Source organism: Pseudaquabacterium pictum (genome assembly GCF_005403045.1).
GTDB lineage: Bacteria > Pseudomonadota > Gammaproteobacteria > Burkholderiales > Burkholderiaceae_C > Pseudaquabacterium > Pseudaquabacterium pictum.
In genome coordinates this window covers 17,425-38,240 of sequence record NZ_BJCL01000012.1, presented here as the reverse complement: position 1 = coordinate 38,240, position 20,816 = coordinate 17,425, and the positions used below count along the sequence as shown (strand labels likewise).

Below are 20,816 nucleotides of genomic sequence, written 5' to 3'. Positions count from 1 at the left end.
ATCAGCGCAGGTTGACCAGGGTCTGCAGCACCGAGTCCTGCGTCTTGATGGTCTGCGCGTTGGCCTGGTAGATGCGCTGGGCCACCATCATGGCCACCAGCTCCTGGGTGAGGTCGACGTTGCTCTCCTCCACCACGCCGGCCTGCAGCACGCCCAGGTTGCCGCTGCCCGGCGTGCCCGGCACCGCATCACCGGATTCAAAGGTGGCGCCCCACACATTGCCACCCAGGGGCTGCAGGCCCTGCACGTTGCGGAAGGTGACCAGTTCCACCTGGCCCACCGGCGTGCTCTGGCCGCTGGAATAGGTGGCCAGCACGATGCCGTTGGGCTGGATCTTGATGGCGTTGAGCTGGCCGGGCGGGAAGCCGTCCTGGGTGACGTTGGTGACGCCGAAGATGGCGCCGTACTGGGTCAGCGTCGACATGTCCAGTTCCACGCCGGGGATGGGCTCGGTCACCGCGCCCTGGAAGTTGCTGGTCGCCGGCACGTCGAACGCGATCGGCGCCAGCGGCAGGGTGTCGTCCTCCAGGTTGATCGGCGCCGTGCCGTTGGGCGGGAAGGTGATGGTGCTGATCGGCTGCGGCAGGCCTTCGCCGTCGGGGTTGACCACCGCGCCGTTGGCCGCGGCATAGACGTTCCAGGTGTCGGCGGCCGCTTTCTGGAAGTAGTAGGTCAGCGAGACTTCCTGGCCCTTGCTGTCGTAGACGTTGACCGACGTGGCGTTGTTGTAGGTCTTGGCGTCGTTGAAGTCGATCAGCGGCGTGACGGTCTCGTCGTACAGGCTCGACGCCCGTGCATCCAGGTTCAGCTCCAGCGTCACGGCGGTGGTCACGCTGGGCTTGATGCCGGCGGTGGGCAGCACCAGGGGCTGGGCCTGGCCGGGCACCAGCACGCCCTGGTCGTTGGCCGGGTAGCCCAGCAGGCGGGCGCCCTGGGTGTTGGTGATGAAGCCGTCGCGGTCGACCTTGAACTGGCCGTTGCGGGTGAACTGGCTGTTGCCGCTCAGGTCCTTCAACTGGAAGAAGCCGCCGCCGTTGATGGCCATGTCCAGCGGGCCGTCGGTGGACTTGAAGCTGCCCTGGGAGAACTGCTGCGTCACCGCCGTCTGGCTGACGCCCAGACCGATGGAGCTGGCACCGCCGGAGATGGCGCGTGCATAGACATCGGCGAACTCCGCGCGCGCAACCTTGGCGCCCACGGTGCTGGCATTGGCCACGTTGTTGCCGATCACCTCGAGATTGCGGGCCGAGGCGGTCAGGCCGGATACACCTTGCTGGAAACTCATGGACTCTCTCCTGGGGACACGGAGCCGGGCCGGCCGTGGCAGCCGCCCGGGTGGGGAAACGTTGGCGTGGCCGGGTTCAGTCCAGCGCCGTGATCTGGTTGTAGGGCACGCGGCCGGCGCGCTCCAGCTCCACCGTCAGCGAGCTGCCGCCGGTGTTGACCGCGTCGACCCTGTCGCGGGTGAGCGACACCGCGTCGATCGGCGTCGAGCCGGTGGCCGCGCTGACGCGGAAGCGGTAGCTGGCCACGTCGGGCAGGTCCTTGCCGGCGGCCCATGGCACATCGTGCCGGCCGGCGGCGGTGGTGGCCAGGTTGATGGTGTCGACCAGTCGGCCAGCCGGGCTCAGCACCTCCAGCTTCACCCGGCTGGCAGGGCTGCCGATCTCGAAGGTGGCCTGCGGCGTGCCATCGACCACCGACAGCCGGTCGCCCTGGATCAGCACATCCTTGCCGACCAGTCCGGCGCCCTGCACCGCCTGCATCTGCACGAACTGGCCGTTCAGCCGCTCGACCGTGGTGTTGAGCTTCTCGATGCCGCTGACGGTGCTGATCTGCGCCATCTGCGAGGTCATCTGCGCGTTGTCCACCGGGTTCATCGGATCCTGGTTCTGCAACTGGGTGACCAGCAGCTTCAGGAAGCGCTCGCTGGCCTCCTTGGCGGTGGCCGCACCCTCGCTGACGGCCTTGGCCGCGGTGCTGCTGCCGCTCAGGCTGTCGAGGAAGGCATTGCTGCCGGTGGAACTGACGGTGCTCATGCAGTGCTCCTGGAGTGGGGGTAGTGCATCACGACTGGCCCAGCTGCAGCGTCTTCAACAGCAGGCCTTTGGCGGTGTTCATCACCTCCACGTTGTTCTGGTACGAGCGCGAGGCGGAGATCATGTCCACCATCTCCTCGATCGGGTTCACGTTGCTGTAGGTGACGTAACCCTGGGCGTCGGCGGCCTGGTTGTTGGGGTCGTGCACCTTGCGGCCTTCCTTGTCGCTCTCGACCACCTGGCTGACCTGCACGCCGGTGGAGGTGGCCTCGCCCATCAGCAGCGACTGGAACACCACATGCCGCGCCTTGTAGGCCTGGCCGTCGGGCCCGGCCACGGTGTCGGCATTGGCCACGTTGCTGGCCACCACGTTCAGGCGCTGGGTCTGCGCACTGGCGGCGCTGCCCGACACGTCGAAGATCCTCAACATGCTCATGACAGTTCTCCTTGTCCACCGGCGAATCCGGCCGGGGTCATTGGTTGTGGCTCTTCATGGCGTCGAGCAGGGAGCGCACGCTGCCGTTGATGAAGCGCAGCGTGGCCTCGTACTTCACCGTGTTGTCGGTGAAGCTGGCGCGCTCGCGGTCCATGTCAACGGTGTTGCGGTCGATGGCATCCTGGCTGTGGCGCGCGTACAGCAGACCGTTGTCACCGAGCAGGTTCACGGTGGCGGCCTCGTGGCCGGCTTGGGTGGTGGCCAGGGCCAGCGGCTGGCTGCCGGCCTCGCGGGTGCCGGTGGCCTGGCGCAGCGCCTTGGCGAAGTCCATCTCGCGGGCCTGGTAGCCGGGCGTGTCGCTGTTGGCGATGTTGCTGGCGATCAGCCGCTGGCGCTCGGCCCGCAGCACCAGGGCCTGGGACTGGAAGTCGAGCGCTTGGGTCAATCGGTTCTGCATGCACGGCCCCTTGTGAAGGCTGGCACATCGGCCAGGGGTTCGGGTCGTGGCGATTGTGGGCAGCCAAGTCGCCAACATGAGCGGGAACAACGACGGCAAGACCGGGCATTTCCGGCCCATGGGCAGCGCGCAGTGGCTGCAAGATCACGCCGTGCTCAACTGCCCGCCACTCCATCCCCTGCCCCGGCTGCGCCGTGCCGCGCCGGCCGCCGCCGCGCTGCTGGCGCTTGTGCTGGCTGCGGGCGCGCAGGCGCAAGGGGCGCAAGGGGCGCAAGGGGCGCAAGGGGCGCCCGTTGCCCCGGCCGAGAGCCCGCTGAGCGAGGCGCTGCGGGTGGAACTGCAGCGCATGGCGCAGGATGCCGCGCTGGTGCTGTGGGGCCAGGCCACGCCCGCGCCGAGGGTGGAGGTGGCGGTGGGCAACCTGCCGGCGCAGCTGAAGCTGGCGCCCTGCAGCCAGGTCGTGCCCTACCTTCCCAATGGCGTGCGGCCACTGGGCCGCAGCCGGCTCGGCCTGCGCTGCGCCCAGGGCACGACACGCTGGAATGTCTTCGTGCCGGTCACCGTGCGGCTGTGGGCACCGTCACTGGTGGCCAACGGCGCACTGCCGGCCGGCACCCTGCTGGAGGCCCGGCACCTGCACACCGCCGAGGTGGACCTGGCCGAGCGGCCCGATCCGGCCATCGGCCAGGTCGACCTGGCCGTGGGCCGCACACTGCAACGCGGTCTGGCCGGCGGCGAGGCCCTGCGCCGGGGCGATCTGCGGGCGCGGCAGCTGTTCGCCGCCGGCGACACCGTGCGCATCGTCGCCGTCGGCGCGGGCTATGCCATCAGCAGCGAGGGCCAGGCCATGGGCCCGGGGCTGGAAGGCCAGAACGCCCGGGTGCGCACCGACAGCGGCCGCATCGTCACCGGCACGGCCACGGCCGTGCGCCGGGTGGAGGTGGCGCTGTGACACGGCCGTGCCACCGATGGACCCCCCTTGAACAAGGGGACACAATGAATTTCGGTGCGCAGGCCCTAAAGTCCGCGCAGCCGGCGCCGATACCCCGAACATGTCTCAGGGTCGGGTACTCAGGCCCACTCTGCTGGAGTCCATCATGAAGATCGGTCATCTCGAAAACAATGCGGCCACACCGGCCGTCAACGAACGCAAGCCCGGCCCGGCGGCAACGCCGGCGCCAGCGGCCGGCAGCGGCGTGGAGCCCAGTGCCCAGGTGGCACTGTCGCCCACGGTGTCGCAGCTGGCCGCAGGCAGCCAGGAAGGTGTGTTCGATGCCGACAAGGTGCAGCGCATCTCCGAAGCCATCCGCGACGGCAAGTTCAGCGTCAACGCCGACGCCATCGCCGACAAGCTCATCGCCAACGCCCAGGAGTTGCTGGGCGCGGTGGGCAAGCGCTGAACCTGGCGGATCCCGTGGCGGGATTGCAGCCCATGGAGGTGGATGTGCGCCTGGACCCGGCCACGCCCGCCGACGACCTGGAGCCGCTGGTGGCCCATGTCGAGCAGCGCCTGGGCGCCCTGGCCGATTCGCTGCGCGAGCGCGACGTCCAGGCCATCGAGCTGCAGGCCCAGGAACTGCACCGGGCGCTGGCCCGGGCGGTCGAATCCTTCATGCATGCCGCCCGCCATGGCGGCGTGCCCGAGGCCATGCGCCTGCGTCTGGCCCGTGCCAGCGCGCAGCTGGCCCGCCAGCGCGAGGCGCTGTCGCGCGCCACCGCGGCGCTGGACCGCGCCATCGACGTGCTGATGCCCGGCACCGCCGCGCCGGTCGGCCGCGTCTACACCGCCAGCGGCCTGAGCGCGCCGCTGCGCAGCAACACCAACCTCAACGCCTGAGCACGGCGCGCACCGGCGGCATGCCGCTCAGTGCAGGTTGCCCGATGCCGGCGGCGCCTCGCGCCCGGCGCTGAACAGGCTGCCCACATCCACCGGATCGAAGCGGTAGACCGCACCGCAGAAATCGCAGCCCACCTCGGCCTCGCCGCGCTCGGCGATCAGGCCGTTGATCTCCTCGGCACCCAACCCGAGCAGCATGTTGCCCACCCGCTCGCGCGAACAGCGGCAGGCAAAGCGCGCCGGCTGCGGCTCGAAGACACGCAGCGTCTCCTCCCAGAACAGCCGGTGCATCAGCTGCTCGGGCGGCAGCGTGAGCAACTCGTCGGCCGTCAGCGTGCCGGCCAGCATCGCGATGCGGTTGTAGTCCTCGCTGCGGCCGATCTGGTCCTCGTCGGCGCTGACCAGCACCTCGCCGGCCAGGTTGGCGCCGCCGGCCATCGGCAGCCGCTGGATCAGCAGGCCGGCGGCCACGTCGTCGTTGGCGGCCAGCACCAGGCGGGTGTCGAGCTGCTCGCTCTGCAGCATGTAGTGCTCCAGCACGTCGCTCAGCTGCTGCAGCGGCTCACGCCGGTCGCCATGCAGCGGCACCACGCCCTGGTAGGGCTGCTGGCCGGGCTGGCGGTCCTGCGGGTCCAGCGTGATCGCGCAGCGGCCCTGGCCCTGCACATTCAGCATCGCCTCCAGCCGGGCATCGGCGGGCACCTCGCCCACCACCTTGGCCGTCACGCGGAAGCTCAGGTCGGACTGCACCTCGGCCACCGCCAGGCGCACCGGACCATCGCCCTGCATCTGCAGGATCAGCGCGCCGTTGAACTTCAGACTGCCCTGCATCAGCACGGCGGCGGCGGCCATCTCGCCCAGCAGGGCCCGCACCGGTGCGGGAAAGGCGTGGCCGCCGTCGCTGGCGCTGGTGCGGCGGGCCAGCACGTCGCGCCAGCTGCCTTCCAGGCGCACCAGCATGCCGCGCACCGGCAGGCCTTCGAACAGGAACTTGTGGAGCTGGTCCATGGGCGGCCGATCAGCCGATGCGCTTGCGCTGCTTGGCGTGGCGCTGCTGCTGGTGCACATAGTGCTCGGCACTGCCCTGCAGGTTGGCGATCTGCTCCGGGGTGAGCTCACGCACCACCTTGGCCGGGCGGCCCATGATCAGCACGCCGTCGGGAAACTCCCTGCCCTCGGTGACCAGCGAGCCGGCACCCACCAGGCTGTTGCGGCCGATCTTCGCGCCGTTGAGCACGATGCTCTGGATGCCCACCAGGCTGCCGTCACCGATGGTGCAGCCATGCAGCATCACCTGGTGGCCGATGGTGACGTTGGCGCCGATGGTCAGCGGCACGCCGGTGTCGGTGTGCAGCACGCTGCCGTCCTGCACATTGCTGTGGGCGCCGATGGTGATGCGGTCGTTGTCGCCGCGCAGCACGGCGCCGTACCAGACGCTGGCCTGCTCGCCCAGCGTCACGCGGCCGACGACCTCGGCACTCTCGGCCACCCAGGCGGTGGGGTGCACGTCGGGGATGTCGTCTTCGAGCTGGTAGATGGCCATGGGCTGCTGCGGTGGGATGCGTGGAGCGAAGCCTATGATTCTAGGGATGCCGACCATCCCCCTGCTCCGCCCTGCCGCGCTGGCCACGCTGCAGCAGGCCGATCCGGCCACCAAGGCCGCCCAGACCCAGGCCCTGTGGCAGGCGCTGCAGTCCGGTGCGCTGGCCATCGACCCCGACACCGCGCTGAGCGCGCCGCCGGACCTGCCCGGCCGCCCCGCCCTGCCCCGGCTGGTGCCGGCCGACCAGGTGCCCACCCGCTCGCCATTCACGCCGGCGGGCCGGGCGGCGCTGCTGCATGCCATCTGCCACATCGAGTTCAACGCCATCAACCTGGCGCTGGATGCCGTCTGGCGCTTTGCCGGCATGCCCGGGGCCTTCTACCGCGACTGGCTGCGCGTGGCTGGCGAAGAAGCGCTGCACTTCAGCCTGCTGCGCGCCCACTTGCAGACCCTGGGCCACGACTACGGCGACTTCGACGCCCACGATGGCCTGTGGCGCATGACCGCCGCCACCGCGCATGACATCGTCGCCCGCATGGCCCTGGTGCCGCGCACGCTGGAGGCCCGCGGCCTGGACGCCACGCCGCCGATCCAGGCCAAGCTGCGCAAGGCCGGCGATCAGGCCGCCGTGGCCATCCTCGACGTGATCCTGCGCGACGAGATCGGCCATGTGGCCATCGGCAACCACTGGTACGCCTGGCTGTGCCGGCGGGATGGGCTGGATGCCGAGGCGCTGTACCCGCAGCTGGTGGCACGGTACGCAGCGCCGCGGCTGCGCGGGCCGTTCAACCTGGACGCGCGGCGGGCGGCGGGGTTCAGCGAGGGGGAACTGCGCTGGCTGATCGACGCCACCTGAGGGGCGTTGCCGCCGCACCGCAACGCTGATCCGCCCTCAGGCAGCAGGCGCCTGCGGGCTCGCCTTGGCAGGAAAGCGCTGCACCCACGCCTTGCGCAACAGGTGCGGCAACAGCAGGCGCAGCGGCATGCGCAACCAGTGCGAGCGCACATAGAGCAGCCAGCGCGCCAGGCCGTCACCTGTCTGGCGGCAAGCAGGGTGCTGCGGCCGCAACCCGACACCCAGCAGCCACTGCATCATCCCGCGCACTGGCAGTGGTGGTTGCAGACGCCGCACCTGCGGGCGCAGGCGTTCGGGCATGGTCGGGCCGGCAAGCCGCTCCAGGTGTTGCAGCGCATGGTGCAGGGGCCGCTCCAGACCAAGCTGACCCGCGCGCACCAGCAGCCTGTCCCAGAAGCCGGCATCGCGCGCGCTGAAGTGCCGCACCAGGTCCCACAGATCGAGCAGATCGCGCAGCCCGTTGTCGAACTCACCGTCGGTGAACAGATGCACCATGCTGTGCAGCACCATGTCCTCGGGCTGCAGCACCTGCAGGCCCGGCCTGCCCGCCACCGGCAAGGCGTTGGCCAGCAGCGCGCCACCGTCGACGCGGAACACCGAGGTTGGCGGCACGATCGTGTGGTGCAGGTCGATCACCGAGCCGCGGCCGATGTGGGTCAGCGGCGGAATCTCGTGCATCCACTCGCGGTAGTAACGCTGGTCATAGGCGGAGGCGTCGAGGTTGACCCAGCCACCGCCCATCAGGGCGGCCTCGGCCGCGGCGAGATCGGCCCGTCGCACCAGCAGGTCGATGTCGCCGAACTGCCGTGCGCTGGCAGCCGGCAGGCCTGCGGCCTGGTAGGCGGCCCCCTTGAGCAGGACGAATTCGACGCCGTCGCCCCGCAGCGCCTGCGCCACGCGGCGCAGTTCCAGGTCCATCAGCCGCGCGACGTGGCGCTGCGCCTTCACCGCCCCGTCGAGCTGCCAGCGTGCCTGTGGCGGCACGGCGATGCCGGCAGCGTCCAGGTGACTGGCCAGGCGCGCCGCCAGATTGGCGCGCCGCGCCTGCGACAGCAGCACCAGCCAGCCCGCGTCCGACGCCGGCGGCGCGCAACGGCCGGTGAGCACTTGCGCCAGCAGATCGGGGTGTTGCAGGGCGTCGCGCTGCATGGCTCAGCCTGCAGGCGCTGCGCCGGCCAGCGCGTTGAAGGCTGCCATCGCCTCGGGCAGCCGGCTGTAGCGGAAATCGAAGCAGTCACAGCCCTCGACCACATCGCACAGCAGGTCAAAACCGGCCTTGCCCTGGAAGTGGTAATTGAAGGCGTTGCGCGCCAGGTCCACCACGGCCCCGGCGCGCGGCCGTGGTTGCAACTGGGTGTCGGCACCGGACACGTAGCGTGGGTAGACGATCCAGCGCGCCCGTGCCGGCTGCTGCACCTGCCGCAGGTGGTCCGGCGGCACGGCCATGTGGATCACGTCGCCCTTGGTGGTGTCACGCGTGACCTCGCCGAACACCGCCTGCGGCGCGAACTGCCGGATCACCGGGATCGACGCATTCTTCAGGCTGACCGGCCGGCACAGCGGCCAGATGCGGCCGTCCCGCATGTCGATCAAGGTCAGCTCGTCGGACAACAGGCGCCAACCGCTGTGGGTGAGCGCCGCACACAGCGTGCTTTTCCCCGATCCGGGCGGCGCCGGGAGGATCAGCGCCCGGTCGCCATGCGCCAGCACGGCCGCATGGACGATCAGGTACTGGTGGGCATGGCTGGAGATGCACCAGTTCATGGACCACTCCAGCAACGCAAACGCATGGGCTGCGGGCAGTGGCTCGAACACGGCCCGGCCGTCGAACACGAAGCAGGCCTGCCGCCGCCAGAACCGGCGCCAGGCGGCGCCGTCTGCAATCTCCAGCGCAAAATCAGCCGGCGTGTCGTCCGCCGGTAGGGCGTGGTTGGCGTAGAGAAGGCGCAGATTGCGGGCAACGCCCGCGTGCGGCGACCGGATGCTGAATGTGAACGGTCCGGTCTGCAGCACCAAGCCACCGGAACGCAGGCGTTCCTCCCACGTGTTCGTCAGAACAGGGCCCTGCACGCCGGCCTCAGTCATCCAGCACGACCAGTCCCTGCTGCACCCAGGCCAGCAGCCGGGCCTCGATGCCCTGGGCGGCGTCGGGTGGAAGCACGGCATCGGATGCGCCTGCCAACTGTGCAGTCAGGTCTGCCACCGACGCCGGGCCGTCGCCCAGGAATTCGAGCAACACCGCGTCCACCGCGTCTGCGGCCAGCGTGGCTCCGCTCGCGCTGCTGTGCACCAGCCAGGTGCTGTCCAGCAAACGCCAGTTCAATGGGCCAGCGAGCGCATACCGCCTGTCGGGCGGTGGCGTCTCAGCAGTCACGCGCCGGGCGGCGCGACAGACGGTCGGTCAACCGATGCACAGCGCCTGGAAGAACTTGTACAGGTTGCTCGCCGGCCCGTAGCTGGACGCGGTGTACTGCCGCTGGATGTAGCCGCGGTTCAGCGATGGCGGCAGTGACGAACCGGGGGCCGCCACCGACAGGTAGGCCGCCAGCACATAGGAGTTCGCGGAGGCCGGCGCGGCACTGGCCACGCCATCCTGCAGCACCTCCAGCAGCGTGCGGGTCTCTGCGCTCGTGGAAAAGAGCGAATTGAACGCCCCGGTCGGATTGATGTCGGATGGGAAGTTCGTCGTCGAACGCAGTTCGGTGCCGGACGTCCGCGATGCTGCGCCACCCAGCACACCGGGGACGATCACGGCCTTCTTGGACGTGGCGTTGATGAGCAGCTTCGCCGGCGGGTTGTTGAGCAGTGTGCGCCCGACCTCGTCCTCGGTCAGGTTGGCACCAGCACCGAAATAGCTGTTCAGCGCGGCAGCCAGCTTCTTTTTGGGGCTCCCCGTGACACCCGAAGCATGCGTGCCGACGAGCGCGTCATAGTCCAGCGAAGTCAACGGCTCGATGAAGTCCTTCGGCTCCAGCGCGCCGCAGACAGCGGGCGCCGGGCTGCCGGACATGGCGGCAGATTGAAAACCGGACACGGTGCAATAGCCAAAACCCGGCGCCGGCAGCGCGTCATTCTTGAGCTTGAAATCCCGCGTGGCATGGCTCACCACTGGCGACAGCGCTGCCAGCGCCGCGCCGCCCTTGCCCAGACCGCGCAGGATGGCCTGACGCCGTGCGGACACCGCCGCGTCTTCCGTTGAAGGGGTCGGGCTGCCGGTGTCAGGCGGGGGGGTGGTGTTCATGTCACTTCCTGAATCTTTATGGTGCAACCGGAGGCAGCCAACAGCACGCCGCGTTCCGCAATGCGGCGAAGATAGCAGCAAAGACACGGTATTCCCATGAACGGACGCGCTCTGCCCCCCGATCTGAGGTGTGAACAAATGCCCGGGGGCAGCCAATTCCTCCCTCGTGCAGAGCCCTCCGCCGTCTCTTGCATGCCACCGCTGGTTTGTCCTGTCCATTGTGGATGTGGCAGCCATGGCGGGCTGGCTGCCATGGCGCGCCAGGCCCGGAAGCGGCTGCGGTGCCACGCCGCCGGCCGATACACTGGATCCATGCCAGGGAACACCCGCTTCCAGCTCCTGCGTCACGCCCTGGTGGTGTGGTGCATCGCCGTCTGTCTCGGCTTGACCAGCAGCCCCGCAACCGCACAGGTGGCCACCGCCACCCCGGCCGCAGGAATGGTCAAGCGCGTGGCAGGTGCGGTGTCGCTGGTGCGGGACGGCGTGCTGTCGCCCGTCCAACCAGGACTGGCCGTCCTGGTGGGTGACGGCTTCCGCACCGGCGCCGACGGCGCCATCGCGCTGGCCCTGGCCGATGACACGCTGCTGTCCGTCGGGCCCGACAGCGAACTGCAGGTGACCGCGTTCAGCTTCGACTCCACCACCCAGGACGGTCAGATGCTCGCCTCGGTGTGGCGTGGAACAGCCGCCTTCGTCACGGGCCTGATCGCCAAGCGTGCACCCACGAACGTGCGGGTCCAGACCCGCACGGTGGTCCTCGGGGTGCGGGGCACCGAGTTCATCGTCGACGCCGGGCGGGGCGCGCCGTGACAGCCGTCGCTTGCAGGTTCGGCACCTGGCGCCGCCTGGGCGCTGCAGCGGTGCTGGCCGTTGTCGCCGGCTGCAGCAGCACACCCGGTGACCGGGTGATCCTGCTGCCGCAGCCCGACGGCAGTCCCAGCGCCGTCGAGGTGACCGCCGGCAGCCAGCGGCTGCAGCTCGAGACGCCCTATGCCACGGCCGACCTGCGTGACGGCCGCCTGGCGCCCGGCACGACCACCGCGCAGGCCGTCCAGCAAGCCTACGGTGCGCTGCTGTCCCAATTGCCCGCACGTCCCCGGCTGTTCACCGTCCAGTTCGAGCCCAACGGCAACCGGCTGGCGGCCGGTGCGGATGCGGTGCTGGCGGACATGCGTGCTGCGCTGGCGCAGCTGCCGGCGCCCGAGGTGGTGGTCACCGGCCACACCGACCGGGTGGGCACGGTCGAGGCGAATGACCGCCTGTCACTCGTCCGTGCCGAGGCGGTGCGCGAGATCCTGGTGCGCGGCGGCGTGCCGGCCGCGGCGATCACGGTGGCCGGCCGCGGTGAGCGCGAACCGGCCGTGCCCACGGCCGACGAGGTGGCCGAGGCACGCAACCGCCGTGTCGAGATCAAGATCCGCTGAGCTGTCCGCAGCGGCCGGCACATCCGGCCTGCGCTGGGGCGCCGCCCTGGTGCTGCTGGTGATCGCCCTGGCCTGGTGGCCAGGTTCGCCGCTGCAGGCGCTGGACGACAGCCTGTACGACGCGCGCCTGCGGATGCTGGCACCGCCCCAGGCCGATGCCCAGGTGGTGGTGGTCGACATCGACGAGCGCGCGCTGGCGGACCATGGCCGTTGGCCCTGGCCGCGTCGGCAGCTGGCAGCGCTGCTGCAGGCTGCCGTGCAGGACGGCGGTGCCCGCCTGGTCGGGCTGGACCTGGTGCTGGCCCAGCCCGACCAGAGCTCCGGTCTGGCGGCGGTGGACCGGCTGGCCCAGGGCGCGCTGCGTGATGACGCCGGCTTCCAGGCCGCCTGGCAGACGCTGCGGCCACAGCTGGACGACGATGGCCAGCTCGCCGCGGCACTGCAGCGGCTGCCGGTGGTGCTGGGCTTCCACCTGTCCAACGAGGCCGGCGCTGCGCAGGTGGGCGCGCTGCCGACGCCGCTGCTGCCGGTGGCCATGCTGGGCCCCGCCGCCGCGTCGCTGCCGGCCTGGGTCGGCCATGGTGGCAACCTGGCCCAGCTGCAGCAGGCCGCCACGCTGGGCGGCGGTCACCTGAACGCCAGCCTGGACAGCGATGGCACCGTGCGCCGGGTGCCATTGCTGGTGCAGCACCAGCAAGGCGTGCAGCCCACGCTGTCGCTGGCCATGGCCCGGGTGCTGCTGGGCGGGCCCGGCGCACTGGCCGCGCTGTCGCTGGAGCCGGCCGACGGCCCGCTGCGCGCCCTGCACTTGCGCGGCGCGGCCGGTGCACTGCGGGTGCCGGTGGATGCGCAGGCCCAGGCCCTGGTGCCGTTCAGCGCGGTGCCCAGCACCCGGGTGTCGGCCGCTGATCTGCTGGCCGGCCGGCTGCCGGCCGATGCACTGCGCGGCAAGGCGGTGCTGGTGGGCGTCAGCGCCCCGGGCCTGATCGACCAGCACCGCACGCCGGTGGACGACGCCATGCTCGGGACCCTGGTGCATGCCGAGTTGCTGTCGGGGATGCTGCAGCAGCGGGTGGCCGTGGTGCCGGCCTGGGCGCCGGCGATGCAGGTGGCGGGTCTGGCGCTGCTGGCGGCCGTGCTGCTGTGGCAGCTGCCGCGGCGGCCGTTGTGGCAGGGCTGCCTGCTGGCGGCCGGCCTGGTGGCCGGCACGGTGGCTTTGAACCTGTGGGCCTGGTCGCAGCAGGGCTGGGTGCTGCCGCTGGCCGCCAGCCTGCTGGTGCCGCCGCTGCTGCTGGTGCTGCACGGCGTGCTGGCCTACCGGCGGGCCACCGGCGCGCGGCGGCAGCTGGCCCAGCTGTTCGGCCAGTACGTGCCGCCCGAGCTGGTTGACGAGATGAGCCTGGCGCCCGAGCGGCACACCATGGGCAGCCGCAGCGCCGAGCTGACGGTGCTGTTCGCCGATGTCTCGGGCTTCTCCGCGGTGGCCGAGCGCATGCCGCCGGCCGAGCTGGGCGCGATGATGAACCTGCTGTTCTCGCACCTGACCGACGTGGTGCGCGCCCACCGCGGCACGCTGGACAAGTACATCGGCGATGCGGTGATGGCCTTCTGGGGCGCGCCGCTGGACGACCCCGCCCATGCCCGCCATGCGGTGGATGCCGCGCTGGCGATGCAGGCCCGGCTCCCGCAGATCCACGCCGAGCTGGCCGCGCGCGGCTGGCCTGCACTGCAGCTGAACATCGGCATCAACACCGGCGTGGTGGTGGTGGGCGACATGGGTTCGCGCCACCGCCGTGCCTACACGGTGATGGGCGACGTGGTGAACCTGGCTGCCCGCCTGCAGGCCTTCAGCAGCCGCTACGGTCTCGGGCTGGTGGTGGGCGAGGCCACGCAAACCGCGCTGGGCGACGCGCCCTGCCTGCCCCTGGGCACCCTGCCGGTGCGCGGCCGCGCCACCGGCCTGCCGGCCTGGGCGCCGCTGGCGCCGCCACCGCAGGGGCCGGCCGATGCGGGCGGGGTGGCGACCCGTTGGGCGCAGCTGCTGGCGGCCGTGCAGGCCGGCCGGCCGGTCGAGGCCCATGCACTGCTGGATGTCCTCCAGCAGCAGCCGGGCCTGGCCGGCCTGTGCCGATGGCAGCGCCAGGTGCTGGCCGGTCAGCCGGGCGCGCCAGCGGCGGACTGATCCGCTCGGGTGCGGGTTCTCCCGCCCCGCGGACAGGGTCTGCAAACTGGGGGGGTATGGACCGGTGGCGGCCTCGCGTGCCACATTGCCAGGCACGCCCTGGAGGAGCCTTGCCATGCAGACCTTGCACCGCGTCACCCTGTCGGCCGCCACGCTGGCCACGGCCATCGGACTGGCCCTGCCCGCCGGCGCCACACCGGTCCTCACCAACGGCGGCTTCGAGAGCGGGCTGAATGGCTGGTCGACCGCCGATGTGAACGGCGGCAGCTTCGGCGTCCAGACCGGCACCACCAGCCCCCTGAGCGGCACCACGGTCGCGGCCCCCACCGAAGGCACCCAGGCGGCCATGTCGGATTCCGCCGGCGACCCGGGCGCCCACCTGTTGTGGCAACGCTTCACGGCCTCCGGCACCAACGTGCTGTTGAAGTTCGACCTGCTGCTGAAGAGCTTCTGGTCAGTGCCGGTCGTGCCGAGTCCGGACACACTGGATTTCAGCGGCGCGCCGAACCAGCAGGCCCGCATCGACATCCTGCTCGACAGCGTCGCCGATGACTTCAGCGTGTCGACCACCGATGTGCTGCTCAACCTCTACCAGACGCCCAATGGCGCGGCCCTGCCCGACGGCTATGTCAGCTTCAGCGTCGATGTCAGCAGCCTGATGACCACCTATGCCGGCCAGTCGCTGCGGCTGCGCTTCGCCGAGACCGACAACCTGGGTGAATTCCAGATGGGCGTGGACAACGTGCGCTTCGTGGACGCGGGCAAGCCGGTGCCCGAGCCCGCCAGCTGGACGCTGGCCGGCCTGGCGCTGCTCGGCCTGGCCGCCACCCGGCGGCGCCGTGCGCTGGCCGGAGCAGCCGTGGCCGCCTGCCTGACCGGGCCGGCACTGGCCGACACCACCCCGCTGACGCTGCTGGACCCGTCGCTCCAGGTGACCACGGTGCTCGGCACCGGCGTCAGCCAGCCCATCGGCATGGTGTTCATCGGCCGCAACGACTATCTGGTGCTCGAGAAGGCCTCGGGCCAGGTCAAGCGGGTGCTCAATGGCACGCTGCTGCCCACGCCGGTGCTGGACCTGGCAGTGAATTCCGCATCCGAACGCGGCCTGCTGAGCATGGCGCTGGACCCGCAGTTCTCGGCCAACGGCCGGGTGTACATCTTCTGGACCGAAAGCAGCACCGGGGCCGACAACCCGGTGGTGCTGAACGTGCCGCTGCGGGGCAACCGGGTGGACATGTTCATCTGGGACGGCAATGCGCTGACCTTCGGGCAGAACATCATCAAGCTGCGGTCGCTGCAGACCGACAACACCACGGTGCCGGGCCAGCCCACCACCACCGCCAATGCCAACCCCCAGGGCAACCACAACGGCGGCACGGTGCGCATCGGCCCGGACGGCAAGCTCTACATCTTCTTCGGCGACCAGGGCCGCCGCGGCTGGCTGCAGAACCTGGTCAACGGTCCCTTCCTGGTGGCGCCCTTCGTGGACGACACCTTCGGTGGTCCGTCGCCCGACGACAACCACCTGGCCGGCGTGGTGCTGCGGCTCAACACCGACGGCACCACACCCCCCGACAACCCGTTCTTCGGGGTGGGTGCCAGCCTGGGCGGCGAGGTCGGCGCCAACATCCAGAAGCTGTACTCCTACGGCCACCGCAACGGCTTCGGCATGGCCTTCGACCCGCTGACCGGCTACCTGTGGCTGACCGAGAACGCCGACGACGCCTACTCCGAGATCAACCGCCTGGTGCCCGGCATGAACGGCGGCTGGATCCAGTTCGCCGGCCCGATCAGCCGCATCCGCGACTGGCGCACCATCGAGGCCACGCAGTTCGGCCTGGCGCTGCAGCAGCGGCGCTACCCGCCGACCCGGGCGTCCTACACGCCGGCGGCCGCGGGATCGCGGCTGTTCATGCTGCCCGGGGCTGTCTACAAGGATCCGGAGCTGAGCGCACGCTACGAGATCGGCCCGTCGGGCGCTGCCTTTGTCGACGGCAATGGGCTGGGCCCGGCCTACAACGGCACGTTCTGGTTCGGCTCGGCACGCGCCTTCCAGGCGGTGGGCGCCAATGGCGGCAGCCTGTACCGCCTGCGGCTCACGGCCGACCGCCTGGGCGTGGACACCAGCGCCGACCCGCGCCTGGCCGACAAGGTGATCGACAACCAGTTCCGCGCCCAGAAATTCGAGGGCACCGAGACCGAGACCATGGTCATCGGGCGCGGCTTCGGCACGGTCACCGACATCCAGCAAGGCCCGGACGGCAGCCTCTACGTCGTCTCCCTCACCGACAACGCCATCTACCGCATCAGCGCGGCGCCCTGAGCCGCTCTCCCACGGCGTCGCAGAGCTCCGCCGCTTCGCCAGGCGCATGCCAGGACGCAGGTCCTGTCATGCGTCCAGGCTCAGCCACGCGGATGGTGCGCCGCATGCAGCGCGCGCAGCCGCTCGCGCGCCACATGGGTGTAGATGGTGGTGGTGGAGATGTCGGCGTGGCCCAGCAGCAGCTGCACCGCGCGCAGGTCGGCGCCGTGGTTCAGCAGGTGGGTGGCGAAAGCATGGCGCAGGGTGTGCGGTGACAGCGGCGCGGTGATGCCGGCGGTCGCCGCATGGCGCTTGACCAGGGCCCAGAACATCTGCCGCGTCATCGCCGCGCCGCGGGCGGTGACGAACAGGGCATCGCTCTGCTGGCCGGCCAGGATGGCCGCACGCCCTTCGGCCAGGTAGCGGGTGATCCAGTCCTGCGCCTCGGCACCAAAGGGCACCAGGCGCTCCTTGCTGCCCTTGCCCACCACCCGCAGCACGCCGGCGCGCAGGTCCACCCGCACGCTGGCAATCGTCACCAGCTCGCTCACCCGCAGGCCGCTGGCGTACAGCAGCTCCAGCATGGCGCGGTCGCGCAGGCCCAGCGGCGTGGCCACGTCGGGCGCGGCCAGCAGCGCTTCCACCTGGGCCTCGCTCAGCACCTGGGGCACGCGCAGCGGCTGGCGGGCATGGCCCAGGCGCAGGGTGGCATCCTCCGTCACCAGCCGTTCGCGCAGTGCCCAGCGGAAGAAGCGCTTGAACACCGTCAGCCGCCGGTTGGCGGTGGTGGCGCGGGTGCCGGCATGGCGGTGGGCGATGTAGGCCAGCAGGTCGCTCTCGCTGCTGCTGGTGATGGCGCGGCCGCTGCGGTCGGCCAGCCAGTGGGCGTACAGCGTCAGGTCGCGCCGGTAGGCCTCCAGCGTCAGCTTCGCCAGGCCGTCCTCGATCCACAGCGCGTCGACGAAGCGCTGCAGCACGGCCCGGCTGGCCGCCGGCAGCGGCACCGGGCCGGGCTCGTCCAGCGGCATGGCGGGCGGCCGGGCCGGAGGCTCAGTCCAGCGACAGCTTCTGCGCCGCCACCACCTTCTTGTAGACGTCGAACTCGGCGGCGATCTGGGCGCCGAACTCGGCCGGCGCATTGGCCACCACCAGCGAGCCCGTGCCTTCGATGCGGGCGCGCACATCGGGCAGCGCCACCGTGGTCTTGACGGCGGCATGCACCTTGTCGACCACCTCCTTCGGCAGGCCCTTGGGGCCGTAGATGCCGTAGTAGGCCATGCGGTTGACCGGCTCCAGGCCGACTTCCTTGAAGGTGGGCACGTTGGGCAGCTGGGTCAGGCGCTGCGGCGCGGCCACCACGATGGCGATCAGCCGGCCCTCCTTGATGAAGGGCAGCGCCGAGGGCATGTTGTCGAAGATGATCGGCACCTGGCCGGCCACGGTGTCGTTCAGCGCCGGGCCGGCGCCGCGGTAGGGGATGTGGGTGACGAAGGTGCCCGACAGGCTCTTGAACAGCTCCATCTGCAGGTGGCCGATGCCGCCGGTGCCCGAGCTGGCAAAGCTGTACTTGCCCGGGCTCTTCTTCAGCTCGGCCAGGAAGCCCTTGTAGTCGCGCGCCGGGAAGCTGGGATGCACCGCGATGACGTTGGGCGTGGCCGCCACGTTGGTGATCGGCGTGAAGTCGGTCAGCGGGTTGTAGGCGATCTTCGGGTTGATGGCCGGGTTGGCGGCCGTGGTGCTCACCGTGGCCATGCCCAGGGCATAGCCGTCGGGCGTGGCGCGGGCGGTCTCGGTGGCGCCCACCGAGCCGCCGCCGCCGGCCTTGTTCTCCACCACCATGGTCTGGCCCAGGGCCGGGCCGATCTTCTCGGCCAGCACGCGGGCAATGATGTCGGTGGTGCCGCCGGGGGCGAAGGGCACCACCAGGCGCACCGGCTTGGCCGGGTAGGCCTGGGCCAGCGCGGCCAACGGGGCCGCGGCCAGGGCCAGCAGCAAGGTGGAACGCTTCAGGGTCATGGTCAGGCGAGAGGTCATGCCGGGTGTCTCCTGGGTGTCTGCACGGAACGGCGGTCATTGTGCCCGGCTGCCCAGGGCCGGCCGCGTGACGGCTGGCACACTGCCGCATGCCTGACTTGCTGCTGCTGCTGCCCGACTTTGCGCTGATCGCGCTGGGCTACCTGATCTGCCGCTACACCGCCCTGGACCGCCCGGTCTGGGACAGTGCCGAGCGCCTGGTGTATTACCTGCTGTTCCCCTGCCTGTTGTTCCAGGCGATTGTGCGCAATCCGATCCGGCCGGCCGAGATCGTGTCGCTGGGCGGCGTGGGGCTGGCGGTGGTGGGCACCGGCATCGTGCTGGCCTACGCGCTGGGCCGCGCGCCAGGTGTCGACCCGATGACCCACGCCAGCGGCGCGCAGACCGCCTTCCGCTTCAACAGCTATGTGGCCCTGGCGCTGTCCGAACGGCTGGCCGGTGCGCCGGGCGTGGCCTGGCAGGCGCTGCTGATGGCGGTGTGCGTGCCGGTGTGCAACGTGGCGGCGGTGTGGCCGCTGGCCCGCCAGGGCGGGCAGGGCTACCTGAAGGAGCTGGCGCGCAACCCGCTGATCCTGGCCACGCTGTCGGGCCTGGCCTGCAACCTGGCCGGCGTGCGGCTGCCCGAGCTGGCGGGCACCACGCTGTCGCGCATCGGCGCGGCGGCCTTGCCGCTGGGCCTGATGGCGGTGGGCGCCGGTCTGCGCTTCGGCGCCCTGCGCGAGGCACCGTGGCTGGCCGCCGGCCTGATGTCCATCCGCCACCTGGTGCTGCCGGTGGTGGGCATCGCCCTGGTGCTGTGGCTGCAGTTGCCGCCGGCCCAGCAGGCGGTGATCGTGGCCTTTGCCGCCATGCCCACGGCCGCCAGCGCCTATGTGCTGGCCGCCCGCATGGGCGGCAACGGCGCCTACGTGGCCGGGCTGGTCACGGTGTCGACACTGCTGGCGATGGTCGGGCTGCCGGCCGCGCTGCTGGCCCTGGGATGGCTGCGATGAGCCGCCGGCGCATCACCACCGGGCTGCTGGCCATGGCTGCCCAGGTGGCCATGGCAGCGGAGACGCCCGATGCGCCGCTGCCGGTGCAGGCCAGCCTGGGCGTGGAACGCATCCGCCTGCCCGGCCAGGAGCGCATGGGCCTGGCCACGGGCCAGCTGCTGTTCAACGTCGGCGGCGCATGGTGGCTGGGCCCGGTGGTGCATGGCGCGGCCACCGGCGCGCGCGGCGGCTTCTTCGTCGGCGGTCTGGCGGTGCAGCACCAGTGGCCGCTGGGCGGCGGCCTGCACCTGGCCAGCAGCCTGTCGGCCGGCGGCGGCGGCGGCGCCGGTGCGCCGGTGGGCGACGGCCTGATGCTGCGCGCCGCGCTGGGCCTGGTGCGCCAGTGGGGGCCGCTGCAAGCGGGGTTGACGCTGTCGCAGGTGCAGTTCCCAGGCACCGAGATCCGCAGCCGGCAGGCCGGCCTGGTGCTGGGCTGGACCGGCACCTTCGACCGCCTGCCGGTGGCCGCTGTCGGCCAGCGCCGGGCCGCGCCCCAGCGCAGCGGCCTGGGTCTGGACCAGTTTGCGCTGACCGTGGCCCGTCACCAGCCACGCGGCGATGGCGGTGGCACCGCGCCGTTCCAGTTGGTGGGCGCCCGGCTGGAGCGCCACTTCGACGGCCTGGACGGCAGCTGGGGCCTGGAAGCCGCCGCGGCCGCCCAGGGCCGCGCCGCCGGCTACATGGAGATCCTGGCCCATGCCGGCCTGGGCTGGCGGCCGTTGCCGTCCCTGAAGCTGGGACTGCGCGGCGCGGCCGGCCTGGGCGGCGGTGGCGCCGTGCTGACAGGCGGCGGCAGCCTGCTGCGCGCCGATGCAACCTTGGCCTGGGATCTGGCACCGGGCTGGCAGATCGGTGGCGCCTGGGGCCGCACCCAGGGCCGCACGCCGGCGATGAAGGCCGAGCGGCGCGAGCTGTGGCTGGCCATGGACCTGGAACCGCTGGCCCGACCGGGCAGCCCGGGCCGCGCCGGCACGGTGGTGCGCACCACCTGGGGCGGCGGCCTGCTGCATGCCGCCCAGGTACCGCGCGCCGACGGCAGCCGCCAGAGCCTGCAAGCCGCCAGCCTGGTGCTGGAACGCTGGACCAGCCCGCACACCTACCTGACCGGCCAGGCCCACAGCGCGCTGGGCGGCAATGCCGGCGGCTACTCCATCGGCCTGGTGGGCGCCGGCGTGGCCACGGCCGCCGGGCCGGCACGCTGGCAGCTGGGCGCCGAACTGCTGGCCGGCGGTGCCGGCGGCGGTGGCGTGCGCGGCGCGGCCGGCGCGGTGGCCCTGGCCCAGGGCTGGGCGGCGCTGCCGCTGGGCGACGGCACGCAGCGCCTGCGCATCGGCCTGGGTGCGCTGGCCGGATCGGGTGGCGGCGGCGCGCGGCCGGTGGCCTCGGCCACCTGGCAGGTGGCGTTCGGCCAGGTGGGGCCCTGAGCGGCCCGAT

22 protein-coding genes are annotated in these 20,816 nt (G+C 71.4%); 10 read left to right on the top strand and 12 right to left on the bottom strand.

Annotated features, from left to right (window positions below):
• Nucleotide 1 precedes the first annotated feature (1 nt).
• The 4 genes from flgE to flgB form a co-directional block, all read right to left on the bottom strand.
• Entirely contained in the window at nucleotides 2-1,285 is a 1,284-nt protein-coding gene (gene flgE, locus FFT10_RS19845; protein ID WP_137734607.1) for a flagellar hook protein FlgE, read from the bottom strand.
• 76 nt (nucleotides 1,286-1,361) lie between these two features.
• Nucleotides 1,362-2,039, bottom strand: a complete 678-nt coding sequence (locus FFT10_RS19840; protein WP_137734606.1) for a flagellar hook assembly protein FlgD — start codon at nucleotides 2,037-2,039, stop codon at nucleotides 1,362-1,364.
• Between the two features lie 28 nt (nucleotides 2,040-2,067).
• Entirely contained in the window at nucleotides 2,068-2,475 is a 408-nt protein-coding gene (gene flgC / locus FFT10_RS19835) for a flagellar basal body rod protein FlgC (protein WP_137734605.1), read from the bottom strand.
• 37 nt (nucleotides 2,476-2,512) lie between these two features.
• Nucleotides 2,513-2,932 carry a flagellar basal body rod protein FlgB gene (gene flgB / locus FFT10_RS19830; RefSeq protein WP_137734604.1) on the bottom strand — a complete coding sequence of 140 codons (420 nt, stop codon included), beginning with the start codon at nucleotides 2,930-2,932 and terminating at the stop codon, nucleotides 2,513-2,515.
• 76 nt (nucleotides 2,933-3,008) lie between these two features.
• Between flgB and flgA the strand changes: the two genes are divergently transcribed.
• From flgA to FFT10_RS27685, 3 genes are all read left to right on the top strand, one after another.
• On the top strand, nucleotides 3,009-3,884 hold the full coding sequence (flgA, locus tag FFT10_RS19825) for a flagellar basal body P-ring formation chaperone FlgA (protein ID WP_228027198.1): 876 nt from the start codon (nucleotides 3,009-3,011) through the stop codon (nucleotides 3,882-3,884).
• A 145-nt stretch (nucleotides 3,885-4,029) separates the two neighbouring features.
• The gene (gene flgM / locus FFT10_RS19820) at nucleotides 4,030-4,332 is read left to right on the top strand and encodes a flagellar biosynthesis anti-sigma factor FlgM (protein ID WP_137734603.1); all 303 of its coding nucleotides are present in this window, start codon (nucleotides 4,030-4,032) and stop codon (nucleotides 4,330-4,332) included.
• A 14-nt stretch (nucleotides 4,333-4,346) separates the two neighbouring features.
• The gene (locus FFT10_RS27685; protein WP_154694093.1) at nucleotides 4,347-4,769 is read left to right on the top strand and encodes a hypothetical protein; all 423 of its coding nucleotides are present in this window, start codon (nucleotides 4,347-4,349) and stop codon (nucleotides 4,767-4,769) included.
• A gap of 27 nt (nucleotides 4,770-4,796) precedes the next feature.
• Here the strand turns inward: FFT10_RS27685 and hslO are convergent, their stop codons facing one another.
• Both hslO and FFT10_RS19805 read right to left on the bottom strand, forming a co-directional pair.
• Nucleotides 4,797-5,777 carry an Hsp33 family molecular chaperone HslO gene (gene hslO, locus FFT10_RS19810; RefSeq protein ID WP_137734602.1) on the bottom strand — a complete coding sequence of 327 codons (981 nt, stop codon included), beginning with the start codon at nucleotides 5,775-5,777 and terminating at the stop codon, nucleotides 4,797-4,799.
• A gap of 10 nt (nucleotides 5,778-5,787) precedes the next feature.
• Nucleotides 5,788-6,312, bottom strand: a complete 525-nt coding sequence (locus FFT10_RS19805) for a gamma carbonic anhydrase family protein (protein ID WP_137734601.1) — start codon at nucleotides 6,310-6,312, stop codon at nucleotides 5,788-5,790.
• 46 nt (nucleotides 6,313-6,358) lie between these two features.
• On the opposite strand from FFT10_RS19805, the gene FFT10_RS19800 reads away from it, so the two are divergent.
• Entirely contained in the window at nucleotides 6,359-7,168 is an 810-nt protein-coding gene (locus FFT10_RS19800; protein WP_306446580.1) for a ferritin-like domain-containing protein, read from the top strand.
• 36 nt (nucleotides 7,169-7,204) lie between these two features.
• Here FFT10_RS19800 and FFT10_RS19795 read toward each other — a convergent pair whose 3' ends face one another.
• The 4 genes from FFT10_RS19795 to FFT10_RS19780 form a co-directional block, all read right to left on the bottom strand.
• A complete protein-coding gene (locus FFT10_RS19795; RefSeq protein WP_137734599.1) occupies nucleotides 7,205-8,317 on the bottom strand; it encodes a nucleotidyltransferase domain-containing protein in 1,113 nt (370 codons plus the stop codon).
• 3 nt (nucleotides 8,318-8,320) lie between these two features.
• Nucleotides 8,321-9,253 (bottom strand): HprK-related kinase A, encoded by a 933-nt coding sequence (locus FFT10_RS19790; protein ID WP_137734598.1) that lies wholly within the window; start codon nucleotides 9,251-9,253, stop codon nucleotides 8,321-8,323.
• Nucleotides 9,246-9,491 (bottom strand): hypothetical protein, encoded by a 246-nt coding sequence (locus tag FFT10_RS19785; protein ID WP_137734597.1) that lies wholly within the window; start codon nucleotides 9,489-9,491, stop codon nucleotides 9,246-9,248. The genes FFT10_RS19790 and FFT10_RS19785 overlap by 8 nt, the downstream gene beginning before the upstream one ends.
• 78 nt (nucleotides 9,492-9,569) lie before the next feature.
• On the bottom strand, nucleotides 9,570-10,409 hold the full coding sequence (locus FFT10_RS19780) for a hypothetical protein (protein WP_137734596.1): 840 nt from the start codon (nucleotides 10,407-10,409) through the stop codon (nucleotides 9,570-9,572).
• Between the two features lie 312 nt (nucleotides 10,410-10,721).
• Here FFT10_RS19780 and FFT10_RS19775 point away from each other — a divergent pair, with 312 nt between their 5' ends.
• The 4 genes from FFT10_RS19775 to FFT10_RS19760 all read left to right on the top strand — a co-directional run bounded on the left by FFT10_RS19775 (nucleotide 10,722) and on the right by FFT10_RS19760 (nucleotide 16,338).
• Complete coding sequence (locus FFT10_RS19775; protein WP_137734595.1) at nucleotides 10,722-11,219, top strand: FecR family protein; 498 nt, start codon at nucleotides 10,722-10,724, stop codon at nucleotides 11,217-11,219.
• The gene (locus tag FFT10_RS19770; RefSeq protein ID WP_137734594.1) at nucleotides 11,216-11,833 is read left to right on the top strand and encodes an OmpA family protein; all 618 of its coding nucleotides are present in this window, start codon (nucleotides 11,216-11,218) and stop codon (nucleotides 11,831-11,833) included. The genes FFT10_RS19775 and FFT10_RS19770 overlap by 4 nt, the downstream gene beginning before the upstream one ends.
• Nucleotides 11,811-14,015: a CHASE2 domain-containing protein gene (locus FFT10_RS19765; RefSeq protein WP_162520855.1), complete on the top strand. Its 2,205-nt coding sequence runs from the start codon at nucleotides 11,811-11,813 to the stop codon at nucleotides 14,013-14,015. The genes FFT10_RS19770 and FFT10_RS19765 overlap by 23 nt, the downstream gene beginning before the upstream one ends.
• Before the next feature lie 115 nt (nucleotides 14,016-14,130).
• Complete coding sequence (locus FFT10_RS19760; RefSeq protein ID WP_162520854.1) at nucleotides 14,131-16,338, top strand: PQQ-dependent sugar dehydrogenase; 2,208 nt, start codon at nucleotides 14,131-14,133, stop codon at nucleotides 16,336-16,338.
• Nucleotides 16,339-16,418: 80 nt separating this feature from the next.
• Here the strand turns inward: FFT10_RS19760 and xerD are convergent, their stop codons facing one another.
• Together xerD and FFT10_RS19750 are read right to left on the bottom strand one after the other, a co-directional pair.
• On the bottom strand, nucleotides 16,419-17,345 hold the full coding sequence (gene xerD / locus FFT10_RS19755; RefSeq protein ID WP_137734591.1) for a site-specific tyrosine recombinase XerD: 927 nt from the start codon (nucleotides 17,343-17,345) through the stop codon (nucleotides 16,419-16,421).
• A gap of 22 nt (nucleotides 17,346-17,367) precedes the next feature.
• Complete coding sequence (locus FFT10_RS19750) at nucleotides 17,368-18,333, bottom strand: tripartite tricarboxylate transporter substrate binding protein BugE (protein WP_137734717.1); 966 nt, start codon at nucleotides 18,331-18,333, stop codon at nucleotides 17,368-17,370.
• A gap of 107 nt (nucleotides 18,334-18,440) precedes the next feature.
• Here FFT10_RS19750 and FFT10_RS19745 point away from each other — a divergent pair, with 107 nt between their 5' ends.
• A complete protein-coding gene (locus FFT10_RS19745; RefSeq protein ID WP_137734590.1) occupies nucleotides 18,441-19,343 on the top strand; it encodes an AEC family transporter in 903 nt (300 codons plus the stop codon).
• A complete protein-coding gene (locus tag FFT10_RS19740; protein ID WP_137734589.1) occupies nucleotides 19,340-20,806 on the top strand; it encodes a hypothetical protein in 1,467 nt (488 codons plus the stop codon). Before FFT10_RS19745 ends, FFT10_RS19740 begins: the two co-directional genes overlap by 4 nt.
• Nucleotides 20,807-20,816 lie beyond the last annotated feature (10 nt).